At 30.2% G+C, this 15,721-nt stretch carries 19 protein-coding genes and 2 pseudogenes; 16 read left to right on the plus strand and 5 right to left on the minus strand.

The window, feature by feature from the left end; translation table 11 throughout:
* Positions 1–255 precede the first annotated feature (255 nt).
* Positions 256–810 carry a signal peptidase I gene (gene lepB / locus ACQVV1_RS29020; protein WP_431169893.1) on the minus strand — a complete coding sequence of 185 codons (555 nt, stop codon included), beginning with the start codon at positions 808–810 and terminating at the stop codon, positions 256–258.
* A gap of 269 nt (positions 811–1,079) precedes the next feature.
* Here lepB and ACQVV1_RS29025 point away from each other — a divergent pair, with 269 nt between their 5' ends.
* The 9 genes and pseudogenes from ACQVV1_RS29025 (at position 1,080) to ACQVV1_RS29065 (ending at position 6,100) form a co-directional block, all read left to right on the plus strand.
* Complete coding sequence (locus tag ACQVV1_RS29025; RefSeq protein ID WP_336376835.1) at positions 1,080–1,601, plus strand: peptide ABC transporter ATP-binding protein; 522 nt, start codon at positions 1,080–1,082, stop codon at positions 1,599–1,601.
* 23 nt (positions 1,602–1,624) lie between these two features.
* Positions 1,625–1,807, plus strand: a complete 183-nt coding sequence (locus tag ACQVV1_RS29030) for a hypothetical protein (protein ID WP_431169894.1) — start codon at positions 1,625–1,627, stop codon at positions 1,805–1,807.
* 168 nt (positions 1,808–1,975) lie between these two features.
* Positions 1,976–2,323, plus strand: coding sequence for a hypothetical protein (locus tag ACQVV1_RS29035; protein ID WP_274450641.1), 348 nt, complete (start codon positions 1,976–1,978; stop codon positions 2,321–2,323).
* A 305-nt stretch (positions 2,324–2,628) separates the two neighbouring features.
* Positions 2,629–2,970: a DUF4257 domain-containing protein gene (locus ACQVV1_RS29040; RefSeq protein ID WP_098091734.1), complete on the plus strand. Its 342-nt coding sequence runs from the start codon at positions 2,629–2,631 to the stop codon at positions 2,968–2,970.
* A 93-nt stretch (positions 2,971–3,063) separates the two neighbouring features.
* Complete coding sequence (locus tag ACQVV1_RS29045) at positions 3,064–3,258, plus strand: hypothetical protein (protein ID WP_000087396.1); 195 nt, start codon at positions 3,064–3,066, stop codon at positions 3,256–3,258.
* A 134-nt stretch (positions 3,259–3,392) separates the two neighbouring features.
* A complete protein-coding gene (locus ACQVV1_RS29050; RefSeq protein ID WP_242253891.1) occupies positions 3,393–3,560 on the plus strand; it encodes a hypothetical protein in 168 nt (55 codons plus the stop codon).
* A gap of 533 nt (positions 3,561–4,093) precedes the next feature.
* The gene (locus tag ACQVV1_RS29055) at positions 4,094–5,185 is read left to right on the plus strand and encodes a low temperature requirement protein A (protein WP_431169895.1); all 1,092 of its coding nucleotides are present in this window, start codon (positions 4,094–4,096) and stop codon (positions 5,183–5,185) included.
* A gap of 72 nt (positions 5,186–5,257) precedes the next feature.
* Positions 5,258–5,438, plus strand: a pseudogene (locus ACQVV1_RS29060) (alpha/beta fold hydrolase); the annotation flags it as partial.
* A 437-nt stretch (positions 5,439–5,875) separates the two neighbouring features.
* Entirely contained in the window at positions 5,876–6,100 is a 225-nt protein-coding gene (locus ACQVV1_RS29065) for a hypothetical protein (RefSeq protein WP_431169896.1), read from the plus strand.
* Between the two features lie 142 nt (positions 6,101–6,242).
* Here the strand turns inward: ACQVV1_RS29065 and nrdI are convergent, their stop codons facing one another.
* The 3 genes from nrdI to ACQVV1_RS29080 all read right to left on the minus strand — a co-directional run bounded on the left by nrdI (position 6,243) and on the right by ACQVV1_RS29080 (position 7,714).
* Positions 6,243–6,623: a class Ib ribonucleoside-diphosphate reductase assembly flavoprotein NrdI gene (nrdI, locus tag ACQVV1_RS29070; protein WP_431169897.1), complete on the minus strand. Its 381-nt coding sequence runs from the start codon at positions 6,621–6,623 to the stop codon at positions 6,243–6,245.
* Between the two features lie 100 nt (positions 6,624–6,723).
* The gene (locus ACQVV1_RS29075) at positions 6,724–7,197 is read right to left on the minus strand and encodes a hypothetical protein (protein ID WP_309260359.1); all 474 of its coding nucleotides are present in this window, start codon (positions 7,195–7,197) and stop codon (positions 6,724–6,726) included.
* A gap of 1 nt (position 7,198) precedes the next feature.
* On the minus strand, positions 7,199–7,714 hold the full coding sequence (locus ACQVV1_RS29080) for a hypothetical protein (RefSeq protein ID WP_309260467.1): 516 nt from the start codon (positions 7,712–7,714) through the stop codon (positions 7,199–7,201).
* Positions 7,715–8,329: 615 nt separating this feature from the next.
* Between ACQVV1_RS29080 and ACQVV1_RS29085 the strand changes: the two genes are divergently transcribed.
* The 7 genes and pseudogenes from ACQVV1_RS29085 to ACQVV1_RS29115 all read left to right on the plus strand — a co-directional run bounded on the left by ACQVV1_RS29085 (position 8,330) and on the right by ACQVV1_RS29115 (position 14,690).
* Complete coding sequence (locus ACQVV1_RS29085; RefSeq protein ID WP_242253904.1) at positions 8,330–8,929, plus strand: hypothetical protein; 600 nt, start codon at positions 8,330–8,332, stop codon at positions 8,927–8,929.
* A gap of 63 nt (positions 8,930–8,992) precedes the next feature.
* Positions 8,993–9,448 carry a hypothetical protein gene (locus ACQVV1_RS29090; RefSeq protein WP_242254036.1) on the plus strand — a complete coding sequence of 152 codons (456 nt, stop codon included), beginning with the start codon at positions 8,993–8,995 and terminating at the stop codon, positions 9,446–9,448.
* Positions 9,449–9,633: 185 nt separating this feature from the next.
* Complete coding sequence (locus ACQVV1_RS29095) at positions 9,634–9,855, plus strand: aspartyl-phosphate phosphatase Spo0E family protein (RefSeq protein ID WP_000959244.1); 222 nt, start codon at positions 9,634–9,636, stop codon at positions 9,853–9,855.
* 19 nt (positions 9,856–9,874) lie between these two features.
* Positions 9,875–11,291 (plus strand): annotated as a pseudogene (locus ACQVV1_RS29100) (hypothetical protein).
* Positions 11,292–11,814: 523 nt separating this feature from the next.
* On the plus strand, positions 11,815–12,321 hold the full coding sequence (locus ACQVV1_RS29105; protein WP_431169898.1) for a TetR/AcrR family transcriptional regulator: 507 nt from the start codon (positions 11,815–11,817) through the stop codon (positions 12,319–12,321).
* Positions 12,322–12,418: 97 nt separating this feature from the next.
* Positions 12,419–13,384: an SDR family oxidoreductase gene (locus ACQVV1_RS29110; protein WP_431169900.1), complete on the plus strand. Its 966-nt coding sequence runs from the start codon at positions 12,419–12,421 to the stop codon at positions 13,382–13,384.
* Positions 13,385–13,931: 547 nt separating this feature from the next.
* Complete coding sequence (locus ACQVV1_RS29115; protein WP_309260354.1) at positions 13,932–14,690, plus strand: DUF975 family protein; 759 nt, start codon at positions 13,932–13,934, stop codon at positions 14,688–14,690.
* Positions 14,691–15,063: 373 nt separating this feature from the next.
* Here ACQVV1_RS29115 and ACQVV1_RS29120 read toward each other — a convergent pair whose 3' ends face one another.
* Entirely contained in the window at positions 15,064–15,369 is a 306-nt protein-coding gene (locus ACQVV1_RS29120) for a hypothetical protein (RefSeq protein WP_000836244.1), read from the minus strand.
* Positions 15,370–15,721: the final 352 nt, after the last annotated feature.

Consider the following 15,721-nt stretch of genomic DNA (forward strand, 5'->3'; position numbering starts at 1 on the left):
AATGCTTAGTCATTCAAGAATCCCATCCGTTACACCGTAAGGTGTAGGACTTGCGGCTTTAGCCGTGGGAGTGTCAATTGCATCAAATTCTAATGATGTAGCTAAATAAGATTTTAGCGGAAATTTATAATAGCGAAGATTTTAGAAGGTTCATCTATAAGTTTTTTATCAGTCGAACTTAACTAATCAAAATCATATTGTAAAAAGGTCCGACTGTCCTACAGTTGGACCTTTTTATATATTTAATTAATTGTATTAAAATTTCATAAATTTATTTAATGGTTTATAGCGTAAAATTACCTTACCTTCAATATCATTCAAAGATATAAATCCTATTTCTTTAAATCTACTGTCTAAGCTTTCTTCGCGATTATCTCCTAATACAAAAATTGTATCATTCGGAACCTTATCGAAACCGGAAATATTTTTTAATGAAAAATCAGCTGTATTACCTTTTGCGTATAGATCTTTTACCACAAGTCCATTTATATAAAGCTGCTGTGATTTATATTCTATTGTATCTCCAGGTAAACCAATTACTCTTTTTATAATTGTTTTATTATTAGAAGTGTTTTCTAGGTGGGGATTAACAACAACTATATCAAATCTTTGCAGATCGTCTATTGAATGGGTGAGGTGATTAATTAAAACCTTGTCATTATTAAATAAGGTATTTTCCATAGAGACTCCAGAAACCTTATATGGAAAAAAAACGAACTGTCTTAGTAAAAGTAAGGTAACGCCAATTATAAATATTAATATTGGAAAAACAGAAATTAGACGTTTTTTCAATTGTAAATCAAACTCCATTCTGAGGGTTTATAATATTCATCATAACATAAAATTAATGGATTAAATATTCTGAATATTGTTGTTTTTATAGATGCAATTTGTTAAAATTAAGTATACCTTTTTTAAATTTCAATTTTTTATATCTATAACCACTATAGCCCTTTCGGGGTTTCGATTTTCAAAGATAGTTTAAGTTTTTTACTTTTACTTTCTTTTTAAATATAACTCCGAAAAGGGCTTTTTTGCGTTTTTTGGAGAACATCACATTGTGAAAGGATGAAGAATTTATGAAGATTAAGAGATTGTTTTTAGTGTTAGGCGTTTTAGCTATGATGTTTGTTTTTTATAACACCTTTATAAAGGATGAACCTCAAACAGATGCTTTAACTTCAATCAAAGTAGAAGATTTGAAACAAAAAATTCAATACGATTATTTGTTTGAAGATGAATTATCACAAAATGTGATTAATGACTTAGGAGGGCAATTCAAATTAATATTTGATGATATTGATAAGAACGGCCACTTAACCATTTATCAAAATAAAAAAGAACTAGAAATGTTTTTAGGAAATCATGTAACTACTGCAGAATTAGCTGATGAATTTACATCAGACTATTTTAGTACAAATAAGAACTACAAAGTTACTTATAAAAGTAAGCCAATTCTATTTAATTATGAAAAACCAAGAACAGTTACAAAAGTAAAAAAAGGATTGTTTTTGGTAAAACAAAACGACTTAATCCTGGAATTTAAATATGCACCAGAAATAGATGGATTTCGGATTTCTGAGATTACATATTTAAAATAAAAAATTATTTGGAGGGTTTTATTATGTTGCAAATTAGAACTGTTATTGCTGATGCATTAAGAATTGATGATGAAGTGAATGGTTTTTTGAAGTATTGTGATAATCCTGGAAAAATAGTTAAAAAAATAACACCGAGCGGGTTTATGGAACGTGAACAAGGCCAACCGCTTTTGGTTATGGTAATCGAATATGAAGAGAAAAATTAACGGCAGTTATGAAAAAGACGAGGATCAATTCCTTGTCTTTTTTATTTTCTAAGAAGGGTGGATATATCGACTATGAAAATAATAAAAAAAGCGCCCGTCTTTAATTACAAAGAATTTGAGAATTGTTTGTTAGAGATGGATAATCGTGAATCAGATGTGGCTAATTAAATGGTACCTATTGATTTAGCAAAAGTTCTAAAGTTTATACTTGAAGGTTCATTTTCGGTTAAAGAGCTATTGGATCAGAACTTTCAACCTGAATCTATAGTGGCAGCTGTTGATTATATGTGGACTAAAATAGTTGGAAATCATACTATTTTACACAAGATTACAAGGAATGATGCAGTGGATTTCGTTGAGGAAAAACAGGTAGCATTTGAGATACTGGAATTCTGTATTCATCAAAGTTGTAGTGTAATCTACAGCATAATTGATGGCAGATTGAAAAAAATAAATAATAATCAGGCTTTCGAATTATTAGAAAGTGTAAAAGTATCGAAGAATTTGATTTGTTAACTTGAGAAAGTTAAATAACAGAAAAATTTTCTGAATTTAAAGATAAAACAAACTTCATTGTGATATAATTTAGTTGCATTTTTTTCTTTTTCTTTTTTATATCACTAATTACTTATAACCTTTCGGGTTAATGAAATTACACAAAAAGGAACTTTATGTTACTTTATTTCATTGTGTAAACAATTCATTTTCCTGGAAGGTTATTTGTTTTTGCCTGAAAGGGGTGATGCTATGTCATAAGAACTAATTAGTAAATAGAAACTGCTGCTGCAATGTCAAAAGTTTTTCGAAAAGGGGTGCATATTATGTTGGTTACAGTAATTGTGTCAGTTGTGGCTGGTATGGTCTCAGGGTTGGCTAGTCATTACATCACAAACAAAAAGTTTTTGTTGCCTCGTAAGAGCAAGCTTGCATTTCACCCGGGTTTCTTGGGAGAGATGTTTGTAGGAAGTATTGCTTCACTCGTTGGTGTTGCAATGTTTAACCCTGAAACAATGATGGATATTCTTCAGACGAGTATTCTTGCTGGGATTTCAGGGCAAGCCTTCCTGCTGCACAATCGCTTGGCAACGGAACAAGTAAAAACCGACGAGATTCAGTCGATTTCAAAGAAATTGAACGAACTCGAAAAAAAGAATAAGGAATAATAGAGGAGTAATCTGGTATAAATAGAAATAGAGAGATGAGGAGATTTGGTTATGTAACGGCCAAATAAAGTGAGTTGAGTTGAGGTGAGCCCGATGTCTCGAAAGGAAGTTTTTGATTATCTAGATGATCAAGAAAAGGAAGATTTAGCAGAATGGACAGAAGAGCTTAAGAATGCTCAATCTACGAAAGCGGTTATACTTTATTCAAGTAAGATAAAGGAACTGCTAGGAAAGATTGAACAACGAATGATTAGTTCAGGAGAGGAAGCAGCGACGGTTAGCTTCTAATTGAATAGCAAGAAATAGAAAAGCTGGTGGAGGATTTATCCATCAGCTTTTCTTTATTATTAAAAAAAATTCTAAGATAACAGAGAAGATGGTTGATTTGCTTTGTTATTAAAAAATTAAGAGGAGTGTTTACAATGAGTACAGATTTATTACAGCAATTATTAGAGGTTGATCAAAAAGCAAGAGAACAAGAAAGAATTCATTTAATACAAAACTTTTTTAATTTAGGTGTTTCAGTTGGAATCATAGCTGAAGCAACTTCAGTAAATGTAGAAGATATAAAAAGGATTGTTAATAATTAAATAATAAATGTATAGAGTTAAAAACTTATTTAATTTTCTGTTTGAAAATATAATAACCATCTATCGTATATCAGATAGATGGTTATTAAAATTGTTTTAAAAACTAGCAGAGTCTTTCATTAAATAGTCTGAAGGCAACATCATATATTTGGATAGCACTTAAGTTATTCTTTGGGAGTACTCTCTAAGCAAAAATTCTTTTCTCTAAAGGTAGTTATTTTGAGCAGTTTGTACAAAATTTCTTGCTGCAGAGGAGTTGGATTTTCTTAATTTGATGGGCATGTAGGATGACCCCTATATGGTGGAGATAGAATCGTAGCGGATAAAATAGGAGAAAAACTAAATGGTCTAAAAGTATTGTATTTTAATATTAAAATTTTAAGTGTAGTCAACTATATAAAATGTAACACTGACGTTCCAGGGGATTATGTTGAATACAATAATGAGGAGAAATGGTTTATGTCTATATTATTTTCTCTTCCAATTACTATATATTTTTAGCATACTATTATCTATAAGGAGGGAGTGCAGAAATGGAAGAAAAGAAAGTGACGTGGTTAGAACTCTTTTATGATTTGTTATTTGTGGCGGCAGTGACGGCTGCGACTCATGTTTTACTTCATGTTGAAGATGGTCAAATCCATGCAGAGTATTTAGTAAAATTTGTCTTAATTTTTATTCCGATCTGGTGGGCTTGGGTAGGGCAAACCATCTTTGTTAACCGGTTTGGAAAAGATTTATTTCATCAAAGAATTTTTTTGATCCTGCAAATGTTTTTTGTCCTAATAATGACATCAAGCTTATCAGTTGATTTTGATCCTTATTATCTTTCTTTTTTAATTGGCTATATTGGCTTAAGGGTCGTGACTGCAATTCAATATCTTGTTGTCCAGCGTATAGAAGAGGGAGCTCGAAAAAAAGCAGCACTCTTTTTAGGAAGATATTTTTGGATTGGAATCGTTATTTCATTATTATCCGTCTTTTTTGATTCTTGGATTCGATATGCTGTGTTATATTTTGGGATTCTTATCGATATTATTGTCCCACTGCTTGGAAGGAAGTGCTTAGAAAAGGTTCCTACAAATACAGCCCACCTGTTAGAGAGATTTGGTCTATTTTCCATTATTCTCTTTGGGGAAGCTCTTGTAAGCACTCTTGTGGTCATTCAACCTAAACAAGGAAATTGGGATTCAATAAGCTTTGCGATCATTTCATTTATCCTCATTATTTCGATGTGGTGGCAATATTTCGATAACATGGAGAAGAAGCTCGACAAGTCTAGACAAACTTCTGGTCAAATTATTATTTACGGTCATCTATTTATTTTAATGTCTTTGAGTATGGTTGCAGCATCCATTAGATTATTATTTTTACATGAGGCCTATTATTCTTTTATCTTATATTTTGTTTTTGGTTCTGTATTGCTCTATTTCCTGTCAACTACAATTGTTTTTCATCAATACAGGTTTGAACAACACCGCTTGAACATTTATCATTTGTGTTTGTTTTTAGGAATTTTAGCAGTCTTTTTTGTTATTAATTTAATTATAGTAGTGCCGAATATTGTGATAATAGGACAATTAACCTTATTTTTTATCATCTATGCTAAATTAACAAGCACATAAATAAAAGAATCAAATAAATTAGTATCAAACTATAATACTGGTTTATATATATATTGGTAACTTTTACATTTGATATTAAATCTTATAATTCACGGTGACTCTGATGCAACTGTACCTTTTTAGTTAAGTGGAAACGCACATATGAATCCATTCCTGATAGTAAACTTGCTCTAATAAAGGGTGTCCTCATGGATTAAACGCAACTCATGCAAAAGAATTTAATGAAGCATTATTAACATTTTTAAAAGAATAATCTTTGAGGAACTACCATAGGCGGTTCAACAGCAATATCAAGAATAATAACAAGAATTTATCGATTAGGGGTTTTCCAAAAAGAGTAGCGCTATGCTTAATCTTTTGGAAAACCTTCTTTACATAGTTTTTTTAGGTCTCTTAGGGGAATCGTCACAGCGCTTTCAAGTTAAGAAATAAATTCTTCCCATAAACGAAAAAAACGAACTGAACTTCTATGGACAACTATGAAAGAATGAAATTTTCGTTTTGGGGCAACCAGTTTCATTAGCTTGATGGGCATATTGGTGGAACCCCGAAATGGACATTTGAATAGATAATGCCTTCCTTAAAATAACCTTAATTAAAACATAGTTTTGATAATATATGGAAAATAAATGGTACAATTTTCTGGTATAACCTAAATAAAATTTATTTTAGAAAAGGGGTAGAAGGGAAATGTTCCAGAAGTTCAAGTTTTATTTAATGAGCATTTTAATTAGTTCAATGTTAGGCGGAATTATTATAGGTGCTAATTTCTTGGTCCATAACATATATAATTTAGTTGCAGGTAAAGAATATCATTTTAATATATGGTCTTCTATTATTATATTTAGTGTTGTATTTATTTCGGGTTTCTCGTACGCGTTGAAGAAGGGGCCAGATATATTTGTTAATGATTAAACCAATAGCAATTATTGTAGGCGCTGCCGTGATCTGGATGGCGTCTTGTTTGTTGTTAAGGAAAGATAACAAAACTAAATTTCCTTAAAATGAAAAAAAACGCTATTCTTTCTGTAGAATCATAGGAAAGGATGGCGTTTTTTTATGTCTGTTTCTGTGTCTGACGAATTACAACTATTTGCTCAAGAGATTCAAATTTCTTGCGATCATTTATCGTTCCAGATAACTCAAATTTCATTAATACTGGTACGTTGTATTTATCAGAAATAACATCTGCACTCTTTGCAAACATATCTCCCCAATTGCGATTACCACTCGCTGCAACGCCCCGTAAATGCTTGTTATTCTTAGTTAAGAAGTCTTCTACAAGTTGTGGCACTTGACCAAAACCTGTTGTGTAAGTAACGAGTATAAAATCTTCTTCAAGGAGTAAATTATCAGTAATTTTTACTGACTTTATATCAGGAAATGATTTTATAAACCGTTCAACATTACTTATCTTAGATGCAAATGCCACTAACATAAAAGTACCCCCTTGACTATTTTTTAAAGCAGAAAAGGGGCATATTCTAATTGAATATAACCCCATTTTGAAACTATAAAATTAGGTTCTCACCCAGGTTCTAATTACTGATAGTTAGTTGTTCATTTAGGTCTTCTATTATTGATTCTTTAGTTGATTCCATACCGACAGGAATAACAACTCCATATATAACTCCCTGAATTAACCCATCTGGATAATTCGGAGTATCTTTAACCCGTTCTAATAGAAATTCAGCAAATTCTTCAATTGTTTCATCATCTTGAGCGTAAAATTGAATGTTTCCAAGAAGGACTAGTTCCGGAGTCTCTGAACTCTGTTGCATTGGCACTAGTTCCTGCATTAACGGTTGACGTATTTCTAGTAAGCAATAATCTAAAAATATGCCTATTGTCGAAATAACCATAGTATCCATGAAAGAAGTAATAATCAGATCTCCTTTCATTCCATAAACACGAATTGCTGCAGCTATTTGACGATAATCTTCGCTATTTAAATACCCTTGAAACTCACCATTTAAATATAAACTAAATAACTCATTATTATTTTCAAACATATTATAATTCCTCCTTATTATCTTTAATAATATTTCTATCATCTTCATAATGACTTGCTGCTGCATCTGAAAATTGGTCCAACAGAAAGTGAATTTGTCTGTCTAGCAGAATAATATCGTCAAATACATGACTTCCAAAGTACATGCTAATTGATGTAATACTTTCAAAGTTAATGCTTAATTCATATTGCCCGATCTTACTGTTGAAATAGAAAGTTGATTTTTGCTGTGTGTTTTGCAATTTATGTCGTACTTCTGTTTTTTCGAGAAGTTTTCTTTCTTCAAGTTTCGGGGCGATAAAACGATATATCGCTTTAATTAGACTAGAAGAGAGTACTTCCATCATAAAAGTAAATATTTCTGGATTCTTTTTGTAGATGCGATTATAGGAATCTAAAAAAAGCATAGTTTTTGTAAATTCAATTTTTGCTTTAGAAAACTTTTGGATTTCAGTATGTTCGTGAATTAAACAACTATCCCAGTAAGTTTCATTTAGCAGCTCAATAAAATTAGTCATCATAACTCCCTCCATAATAAAAACTCCTCAAAATTGAGAAGTCTGTTTATTACGCATAAATGCGTTTAATATTTTCTTACTGTGCTTCTAGTAGAAATTCTTCGTAGTCTTTTCTCAAAAGTAGATGTTGTTTTGAGATGATTTCTTGAATGTCTTCATGTGTTAGATACTGATTTTCAATCAGAGTTTCTTTTTTTTATTCTGGCCATGTTTTTCCGCATTGATCTAATACGAATTCGTTAAAACTCATTTACTCTCTACTTTCTAGACAATACAAAAAGCCCTTCAAGGATACAGGATAGTAAGAACTAATGCAGTTTGCATTATATTCTTCTTTCAAGTAACCCGAAGGGCTTATGTGTATTGAGATTGATTTAAAAAATTAAAAAGGTGTATACAACAAATAATATCTCAAATTTCTGAAAATGTAAATTGATTATAAAGATTTCATTTTAGAGTTTGATAAATATAATTTGTAAGAAGTAAATATGAAAAAGTTAGAGAATTATCTTAGTTATTAAATAGATTCTGCCTATACTTTAAGTAGAGCCCAATTTATTAAATTTAAATAGTTTATATGTTCATATATAGAATTTTGAAGGGGGTAAATTGTAAATGATTCCAACGTCAACATATGTGGCTAAATGGGTATTAGATGACTTAACACTTGCATCAAGACCGAATCAGGGGATCAAACTAAGTACATTTAAAAAATTAGAGAAACTTTATGTAGAATACAGAGAAATGATTGAGGGGGATACTAGCTTTGAAATCACACATTATTTGCTAGAGTTTATCAATCCGCATAATCTCTTTGTAGTAAGAGAGGGTTACTATATATTTGATAATAAAACGATGAAATTTATTAAAGTATCGAATAACATCCATTTTTCAAATCAAAGCTTAGCATACTGTAATAATGGAGTTGCAGTGGATTTAATAAACGGAAAAATGCATTTTTTAGAAGGACATTATTATAAAGTTAAGACCTCATATGTTGATTTGTTAAAAGGAGAAACTATCCCTGTAATGGTACTAAGTCATTTAGATAATAATGTTGGAGTATCGGTTCCTTTGACAATGTTTAATGAGGAAAGAACTTTTAAAATTTCAGAGAGTTATATAGTGGATCTCACCTCGAAAAATTGTAACAATGAGAGTGAATTTAGTGAAAAGGGAAACGTAGTACGATTTCTAAAACCATCTATTGTGTAGTTAAGTATATATGTTAATTAAATTCATAATGAATTTAAGAAGGTGATAAATTTGTCTTTTGAAATGTATACAGCCTTTCGAGGTAAAGTAATTATAAAGGATGAATATAAAGAAATGGTGGAATTAATAAATATAGGAGGCTGGGAAGAAGCGGCGTTAAAGTTTCCATTTGTTAAAGAATATATAAAAGTTAATCGTAGTACAGACATTCCATTTACAAAGGAACAGATAAATGAAGCATTAGCAGAAGATGATTTTCTATACATGAGGTGGCACGTAGGAAATTGGGAAGAAGAGAATGACTATTATACGAATTTAAAAGGTAATGAGTGGTCATTTATAGCCAATTTAAAGAATTACAGAGATACAGAATATAATGTGACACCTATTTCATTATTTATGAATTTGATATTAAAAGAAGTAGCAGAACATATTATAAAGCTGGAAGCTTGGTATGGTGAAGCTGATGAACCAGAAGAATATGTTTTTGTTAATAACGAATTTATAAAGACGTTGTAGCAGTAATGAATTATTGCTGCTTTTTTATTATTAAATACACTAAAATTATTGTTGTTGGCTTTATATATATTCATTTATAATAGAATATGGAAAATTTTACACTGCAATAATAAAGGTTTTATTATACAAGAGCTGGGAGCAGCTCTTTTTATTTTGCTCAGGGGGAGTGTGAAAGAAAAAAGTTTATGTTAGTGGCGAAGTTAAATGATCTAATAGAGAATAAAAAATTACAATTAGTTGAACTAGTAAAAAAACATGGTTTTAGTCATACGAAAGTCCTCCATTTAAGTCAGGAAATCGATAAATTAATTAATAAGTATATGATTATAAAAAAGGAACCCTATAATAGTAGGGTTCAAAGGGAACAGATACATAAAATAAATAAAGAGAATAATTTAATTATATAAGAAAATTGATACCGTAATATTGAGAAAGTGTAAAACCTTAATTAATTATTTTCGTTTGAAAAGTGATGTGATTACTATTTTAAAGTTAAGAACAGATTTAATAGAGAAAGCCGTTAAACTAACTCATATAAAAGAAGACACCAATGTTAGTAAACAGGAAGTTAATATTGCATTTAATTTATATGAAGAATTACAAAAAATAAACGAACCTAAGAAATTTAAATTTTATCCTTTTAATGAAAAGGAAGCCAGTGAATTCTCACTAGCTGATTTCTCGGAAGACGCTAAAAAATTATTAGTTTAAGAAACTGGGTTTTAGAAGTACTACCTATTATTGATTTGTATAATCAGGTTGGAAATTTACCTCTAACAAGGGAGAATGAAGACTTTATAGAGTATCTTAAAGATTGCTTTAATACTTATATCTCTGGGTTAGAGAATATTTGCAGTGCAACATTAGAAACAGTCATTACCAAAAAGGATTTAAGACATGCAAAGAATTTGTGTGAAGGAATTATTTATTCCTTACAAGAATATTATAAAGGTTTTCCTTCAAAGGCTTCTAATGAATTTTATAGGGTTTTAAAAAATAATGTATCTAAGCCAAATCATTTTAATAATATAAAAACACTTCAAAACTTTGACAATGAATTCCTCTATAAAATGCGAGTCGGTACCGATCATGTATTTACAAGTGAAGAAATGTTTCATATTCAATAGTCAGCACAAATAGATACAGTATTCCTGGGTTACCTTGTATCTATTTAGGAAGCTCACCTTTAATCTGCTGGGAAGAACTTAATAAACCTGATTTAAATACGGTTCAGACTTCAGTATTTAAATCGGATGATATAAGTTATATAGATTTATCTACACCACCTGTTGTTTTTATAGAGAAGATAATTAAGAAATTCTATGATTTCGGTACAATTATGAAAAAACGCTTATTTGCGGAGGAGTTAAATGAACCAAATGAAGTAATTTCTTATCTAATTATTTGGCCTTTAATGGCAGCATGTTCTGTGCGTGTAAAAAATACGACTAACACATTCAAACCAGAATATATTATCCCACAACTATTATTGCAGTTTATAAGATATGATGAGTTTTTTGATGGCGTAAGCTACTTCTCAACTAAAGTGGATAACTACTCTGCTGCAACAGCCGAACTTTATAAAAACTTTGCCTTTCCTGTTCAAGATGGAGCAACTAAAGGTCTTTGTCCAAAATTACAAAGTAAATTTGATGTTTCCGATGCAGTACCGTGGAATATGTTTCTGTTGTATAAAGATTCACATCATTGTGATCCCCAGGAGGGAGAGGAACGAGTTGAACATGAATTTATTGATGGAATGAGTTTATTATATTCTTCTACAGATTTTAGTAGGCTTGAAACTTTTTTACAGAACAAATTTTTATTAGAAAGATCTAATTGATGTTCGTCTAGAATGTGGGAGTTTGACCGATTTGTAGATTCAAATGTTTAGGATACTAGAAGAATTTGTGATATATTTTTTAAGTAGTGCACAAGTGCAAAATCACAAAAAAAGATCACCTGTTAAATTTTATAGGTGGTCTTTTTTTGTTTATTAAATATACTTTTGATTGAATTAGTGCAGGGTTCCCGCCAACAAAACGCAAATTTCGTACGTTAAGAAGGTTCCATAAATGGTATTTGATGTTTAGTATGATACTTTATTTTGGCTAATGTGTTTTGGAACTGGATTTTAAACATATTTCATTCGTTTTTAATAGATATAATTAAAGTTCCTTAAACGACTGTTTTCGATACTTATACAGAACCTAAATCGAATAGAAATTAGTAATTAATCAATAATAAAATTGAAAAGGCTGACATATTATGAATTAGTGAAGAAAAAATGTTGCGCCTTAAATAAGAATGAGTTATTATCTAAGTAAGTAATCAATCAATAACTAATTTTAAGGGGCTGACATATAATGAATCAGAGAAAGGAAAATCGAAAGGAAGAAATCCTTGAAGCTGGATTAGAGGTGTTTGCAGAAAAAGGTTATTATAATACTACTACAGCATTAATTGCAAAAAAAGTTGGTATTTCTCAACCTTATATATTTAGATTTTTTAGAACTAAGGAAGAATTATTTGTTGCAGCTCTGGAAAGAGCATACGAAAGAATACTTCAAACATTTAAAAATGTAGAATCAAACCCTGAGGATATTGTTATTAAAATGGTTGAAGTATATGAAAAACTGTCTATATCATATCCTAATGAAATTGCCTTACAGGTAATAGGACTATCAGTTACAGAAGATACAATAAGAAACTGTACAAAAAAAGGATTGTCTCGTATTAGAAGCTATATTTTGGAGAGATTCCAATCAGCGAATGTTCCAAATGCAGAGAAGGAAGTAACAACTTTCTTAGCTAGAGGAATACTTTGTAATATTTCTTATTACTTAGATTTACCAGAGCTCATTTATAATTAAAGAAAATAAGCTAACCGATTCTATTCGGTTTTTTATTTCAAATTTAGTTATTGATTGATAAATAACTGAATTAAAAAAATAAAGGGGGATTTATAATATGGAAAAGGCAATTGTTTTAGGGGCAACAGGTGGATCTGGTCAAGCGGTTGTATCAGAACTATTATCTAGAGAAATAGAGGTTATTGCATTTGGGCGTTCAGAAAGCAAATTAAAAAAATTAATGAAAGAACATGGTTCTACACCTTTGTTAACATATAAGTTAGGCGATATTTTTGATTATAGAACTATCGTAGAGGCTGCAAAAGATGTAGATGTTATATTTCAATGTGCGAATGTTCAATATCATGAAATGGCAGATAAGCTCCTTTTACTTGGAGAAAATGTAATGAAGGCAGCAGATATTTTAGATAAGAAAATAGTTATTGTTGATGGAATATATGTTTACGGTCACCAAGTAGCTAAAGGAGATGAAAATCATCCAAAACAACCTCATACAAAAAAAGGGAAAATTAGGGTTGAATTTGAAGAATTAATATTTGAAAATAAATGGAAAAATGCAAAAGCATTAATTGTTAGATTACCGGACTATTATGGTATAACTTCGCAGAATTCTTACTTGCATCCTACATTGACTGGACTAGCAGGAAATAAAATTTCTATTTTTATTGGTAATCTAAAAACACCAAGAGAATATGTCTATTTACCAGATGCGGCAAAAATGATTGTAGAAATTGCAAACAAAGATGATTCTTATGGAGAAAATTGGAACATTCCAGGTGCTGGATTGATTTCAGGAAAGGAAATAATAAAATTTGTACGTGAAATTACTGGGAATAAAAAAATTGTTATTCCATTAAATAAGAATGCAATTCGTATAAGTGGATTGTTTAACCCAGTTATGAAAGAAGTAGTAGAAATTATGTATCTTACAGAAGAAGGATTTACTTTAAGCGGAGAAAAATATGAAAATAGAATAGGTAAAATAGTAGCCACACCATATAAAGATGGGCTAAAAGAAACGTTAAACTCCTTAATGAAAAACTCTAAAAGAATAGAGGGTTAAATGTAGAACAAAATTAGAAGTAGAGAATAATAATTTATTTAATATTGATTATAAGTTATTGATTAATCAATAACAATAAAGGTATTAGAAAATATACCCTTTATAAAAAATATTTATACATTCAATAGGACAGCTAATGGATTCTTGTTATTTACCGTAAAATACGGATTAACACGCCACTTTCAATTAAATTTTATTTTAATTTTACAGAAAAATCGCTTAGCATACGAAATTCGCGTTTGGTTGATGCTACGCCGCGCAGAGTTTTTATACTTATTTTCAATAGATAAAACTACATGAAAATAAAAAATAAGTCAAAAAGTGGAGAATTATTTATCTGAATATATAGAATTTTTAACAAAATTTCATAATTATGTTATATAATGATGTTAACAAACCATATTTTAGGCATTACCCCCGATTGTGTAGAATAAATAATTTTTCGATGAGCTAAAGTATTTGGCTAAAAGAACTTGTAGCGGGGCCTGCTACAAGTTCTTTTATGTTTTTAGTAAGACAAAATAAGAAAAAAGGAGGGAATACAAGTATGACAAGAAATTTTAAGAAAGCAGCACTTAATTCGTTAGATGGGAAATGGGGGGTAGGTATAGGAGTATCAGCTTTATTCTATTTTGTACCAACCTTAAGTGCATCAGCAATCGCCACTTTTATGTATTTAATATTTGCACTGTTTATCGGGATAATTGGCCCGGATGTGTTATTTATTTATTCAATTGGTGGGGAACCACAAGTAGATCCAACAGCACTTGCTGTACTTATTCTAAGTTATATTGGTTTAGGTGGGGTTTGTTTCCTAATTTATAGTGTCATACAAGGTATCTTCAATTATGGATATTCTGTTTTTACTTTACACTTAGGGAAAAAAGAAGATGCTAAGGTAGACGATGTATTTTCGGGATTTAAAAAGAAGAATGTGTTTAAATCAATGAAATTGGGGCTGCTGCAAGCTATTTTTCTTTTTTTATGGAGTCTCTTATTAATTATTCCAGGTATTATTAAATATTTTTCTTATTCGATGTCGTATTACATATTAGTAGAGAATCCTGATTATACAGCAAGTGAAGCATTGAGAGAAAGTAAAAGAATAATGAAAGGACAAAAACTAAAGTTATTTGTTGTTTGGTTATCATTTATTGGTTGGTTTTTATTAGCTGCATTTATCGGAATGTTTACATTTAATCTATCATTTATTTTTATTTCTCCTTATTACAACACAACTGTCTCACATTTTTACTTAGATTTAATTAAAAAGCAGGATATTGGAGAAGCGAAGGTAAGTATATAAATAGAAAAAAAGTATGTTTAAGGTGAAAAATATACGTAGTTGACAGTGGATATGTGTTTAAGCATATCCACTTTTTAATATTATATTAAAAGTCTTAAGCTGCTGGTTATATCCTGATTAATATGATTTGAGTTAGGATACCGCAAACGTGTTGCAAGTTAGATGAGATAGGGCAAGGATACCGCAAATATGTTGCAAGTTAGATGGAATAGGTGTAGCACTACATCACTTGTAAGCTACGGTTATATAGTCCTCCTGAACAAAGAATATCCCTTTACAATTATTTATGAGTATTTAATTCAGCTTTATCAATCATATACTTACCTACCGTTTGCTTTTAATATATCATAGTAAAGACAGAAATCGATTATGGCTATAATTCTATATAGGCTTTTTCTCCACCTGGAATCTTGAATGTATTTACATCAAATTCTTTAATTATATATACCTTTATCGCTTCAAAATCCTTACCAAAAGCGAGAGATGGATTTTTTAAGAAATATATTATTTTTTCCTTGTCATAGATTCGGGCTGTAATTATTTCTTTGTCCGAGTGAAACGATAAATTGACTCCTTTGTAAAAATATTCGTAGTATCCCTCTTCATCCTGCTCACTCTTATCTTCAAAAGGAACAGATTCAATATAATATATATTGCCATTTACATTTATTGATTTCATACAGCATTACTCCCTTTTCAAGAATATCCATAAGAAATTATATAGTCTCTGTCTATCATACCAAAAATAGGGAATCTACTTTTAAAATTTATAAAAAATATATAGGATCAAATTAAAATCTTTATATTATTTTTCATATTAGGGGTCACCATATGTGCCCATCAACTTAAGAATTTACACCCTCAAGATGAAAATTTTGTGTGTTTTTTACAGAAAACAACTAATTTTTCATCTTGGGGGTATTTGCTTTTCTTATCTTGATGGCAATGTGGCTGTACCCCACATCCATCAACTTAAGGATTTAGACTATTTTTGAAGTTAAAAGCACGTTACTATTTTCTTATGTTAATGA

The organism is Bacillus basilensis (assembly GCF_050630465.1).
Lineage (GTDB): Bacteria > Bacillota > Bacilli > Bacillales > Bacillaceae_G > Bacillus_A > Bacillus_A basilensis.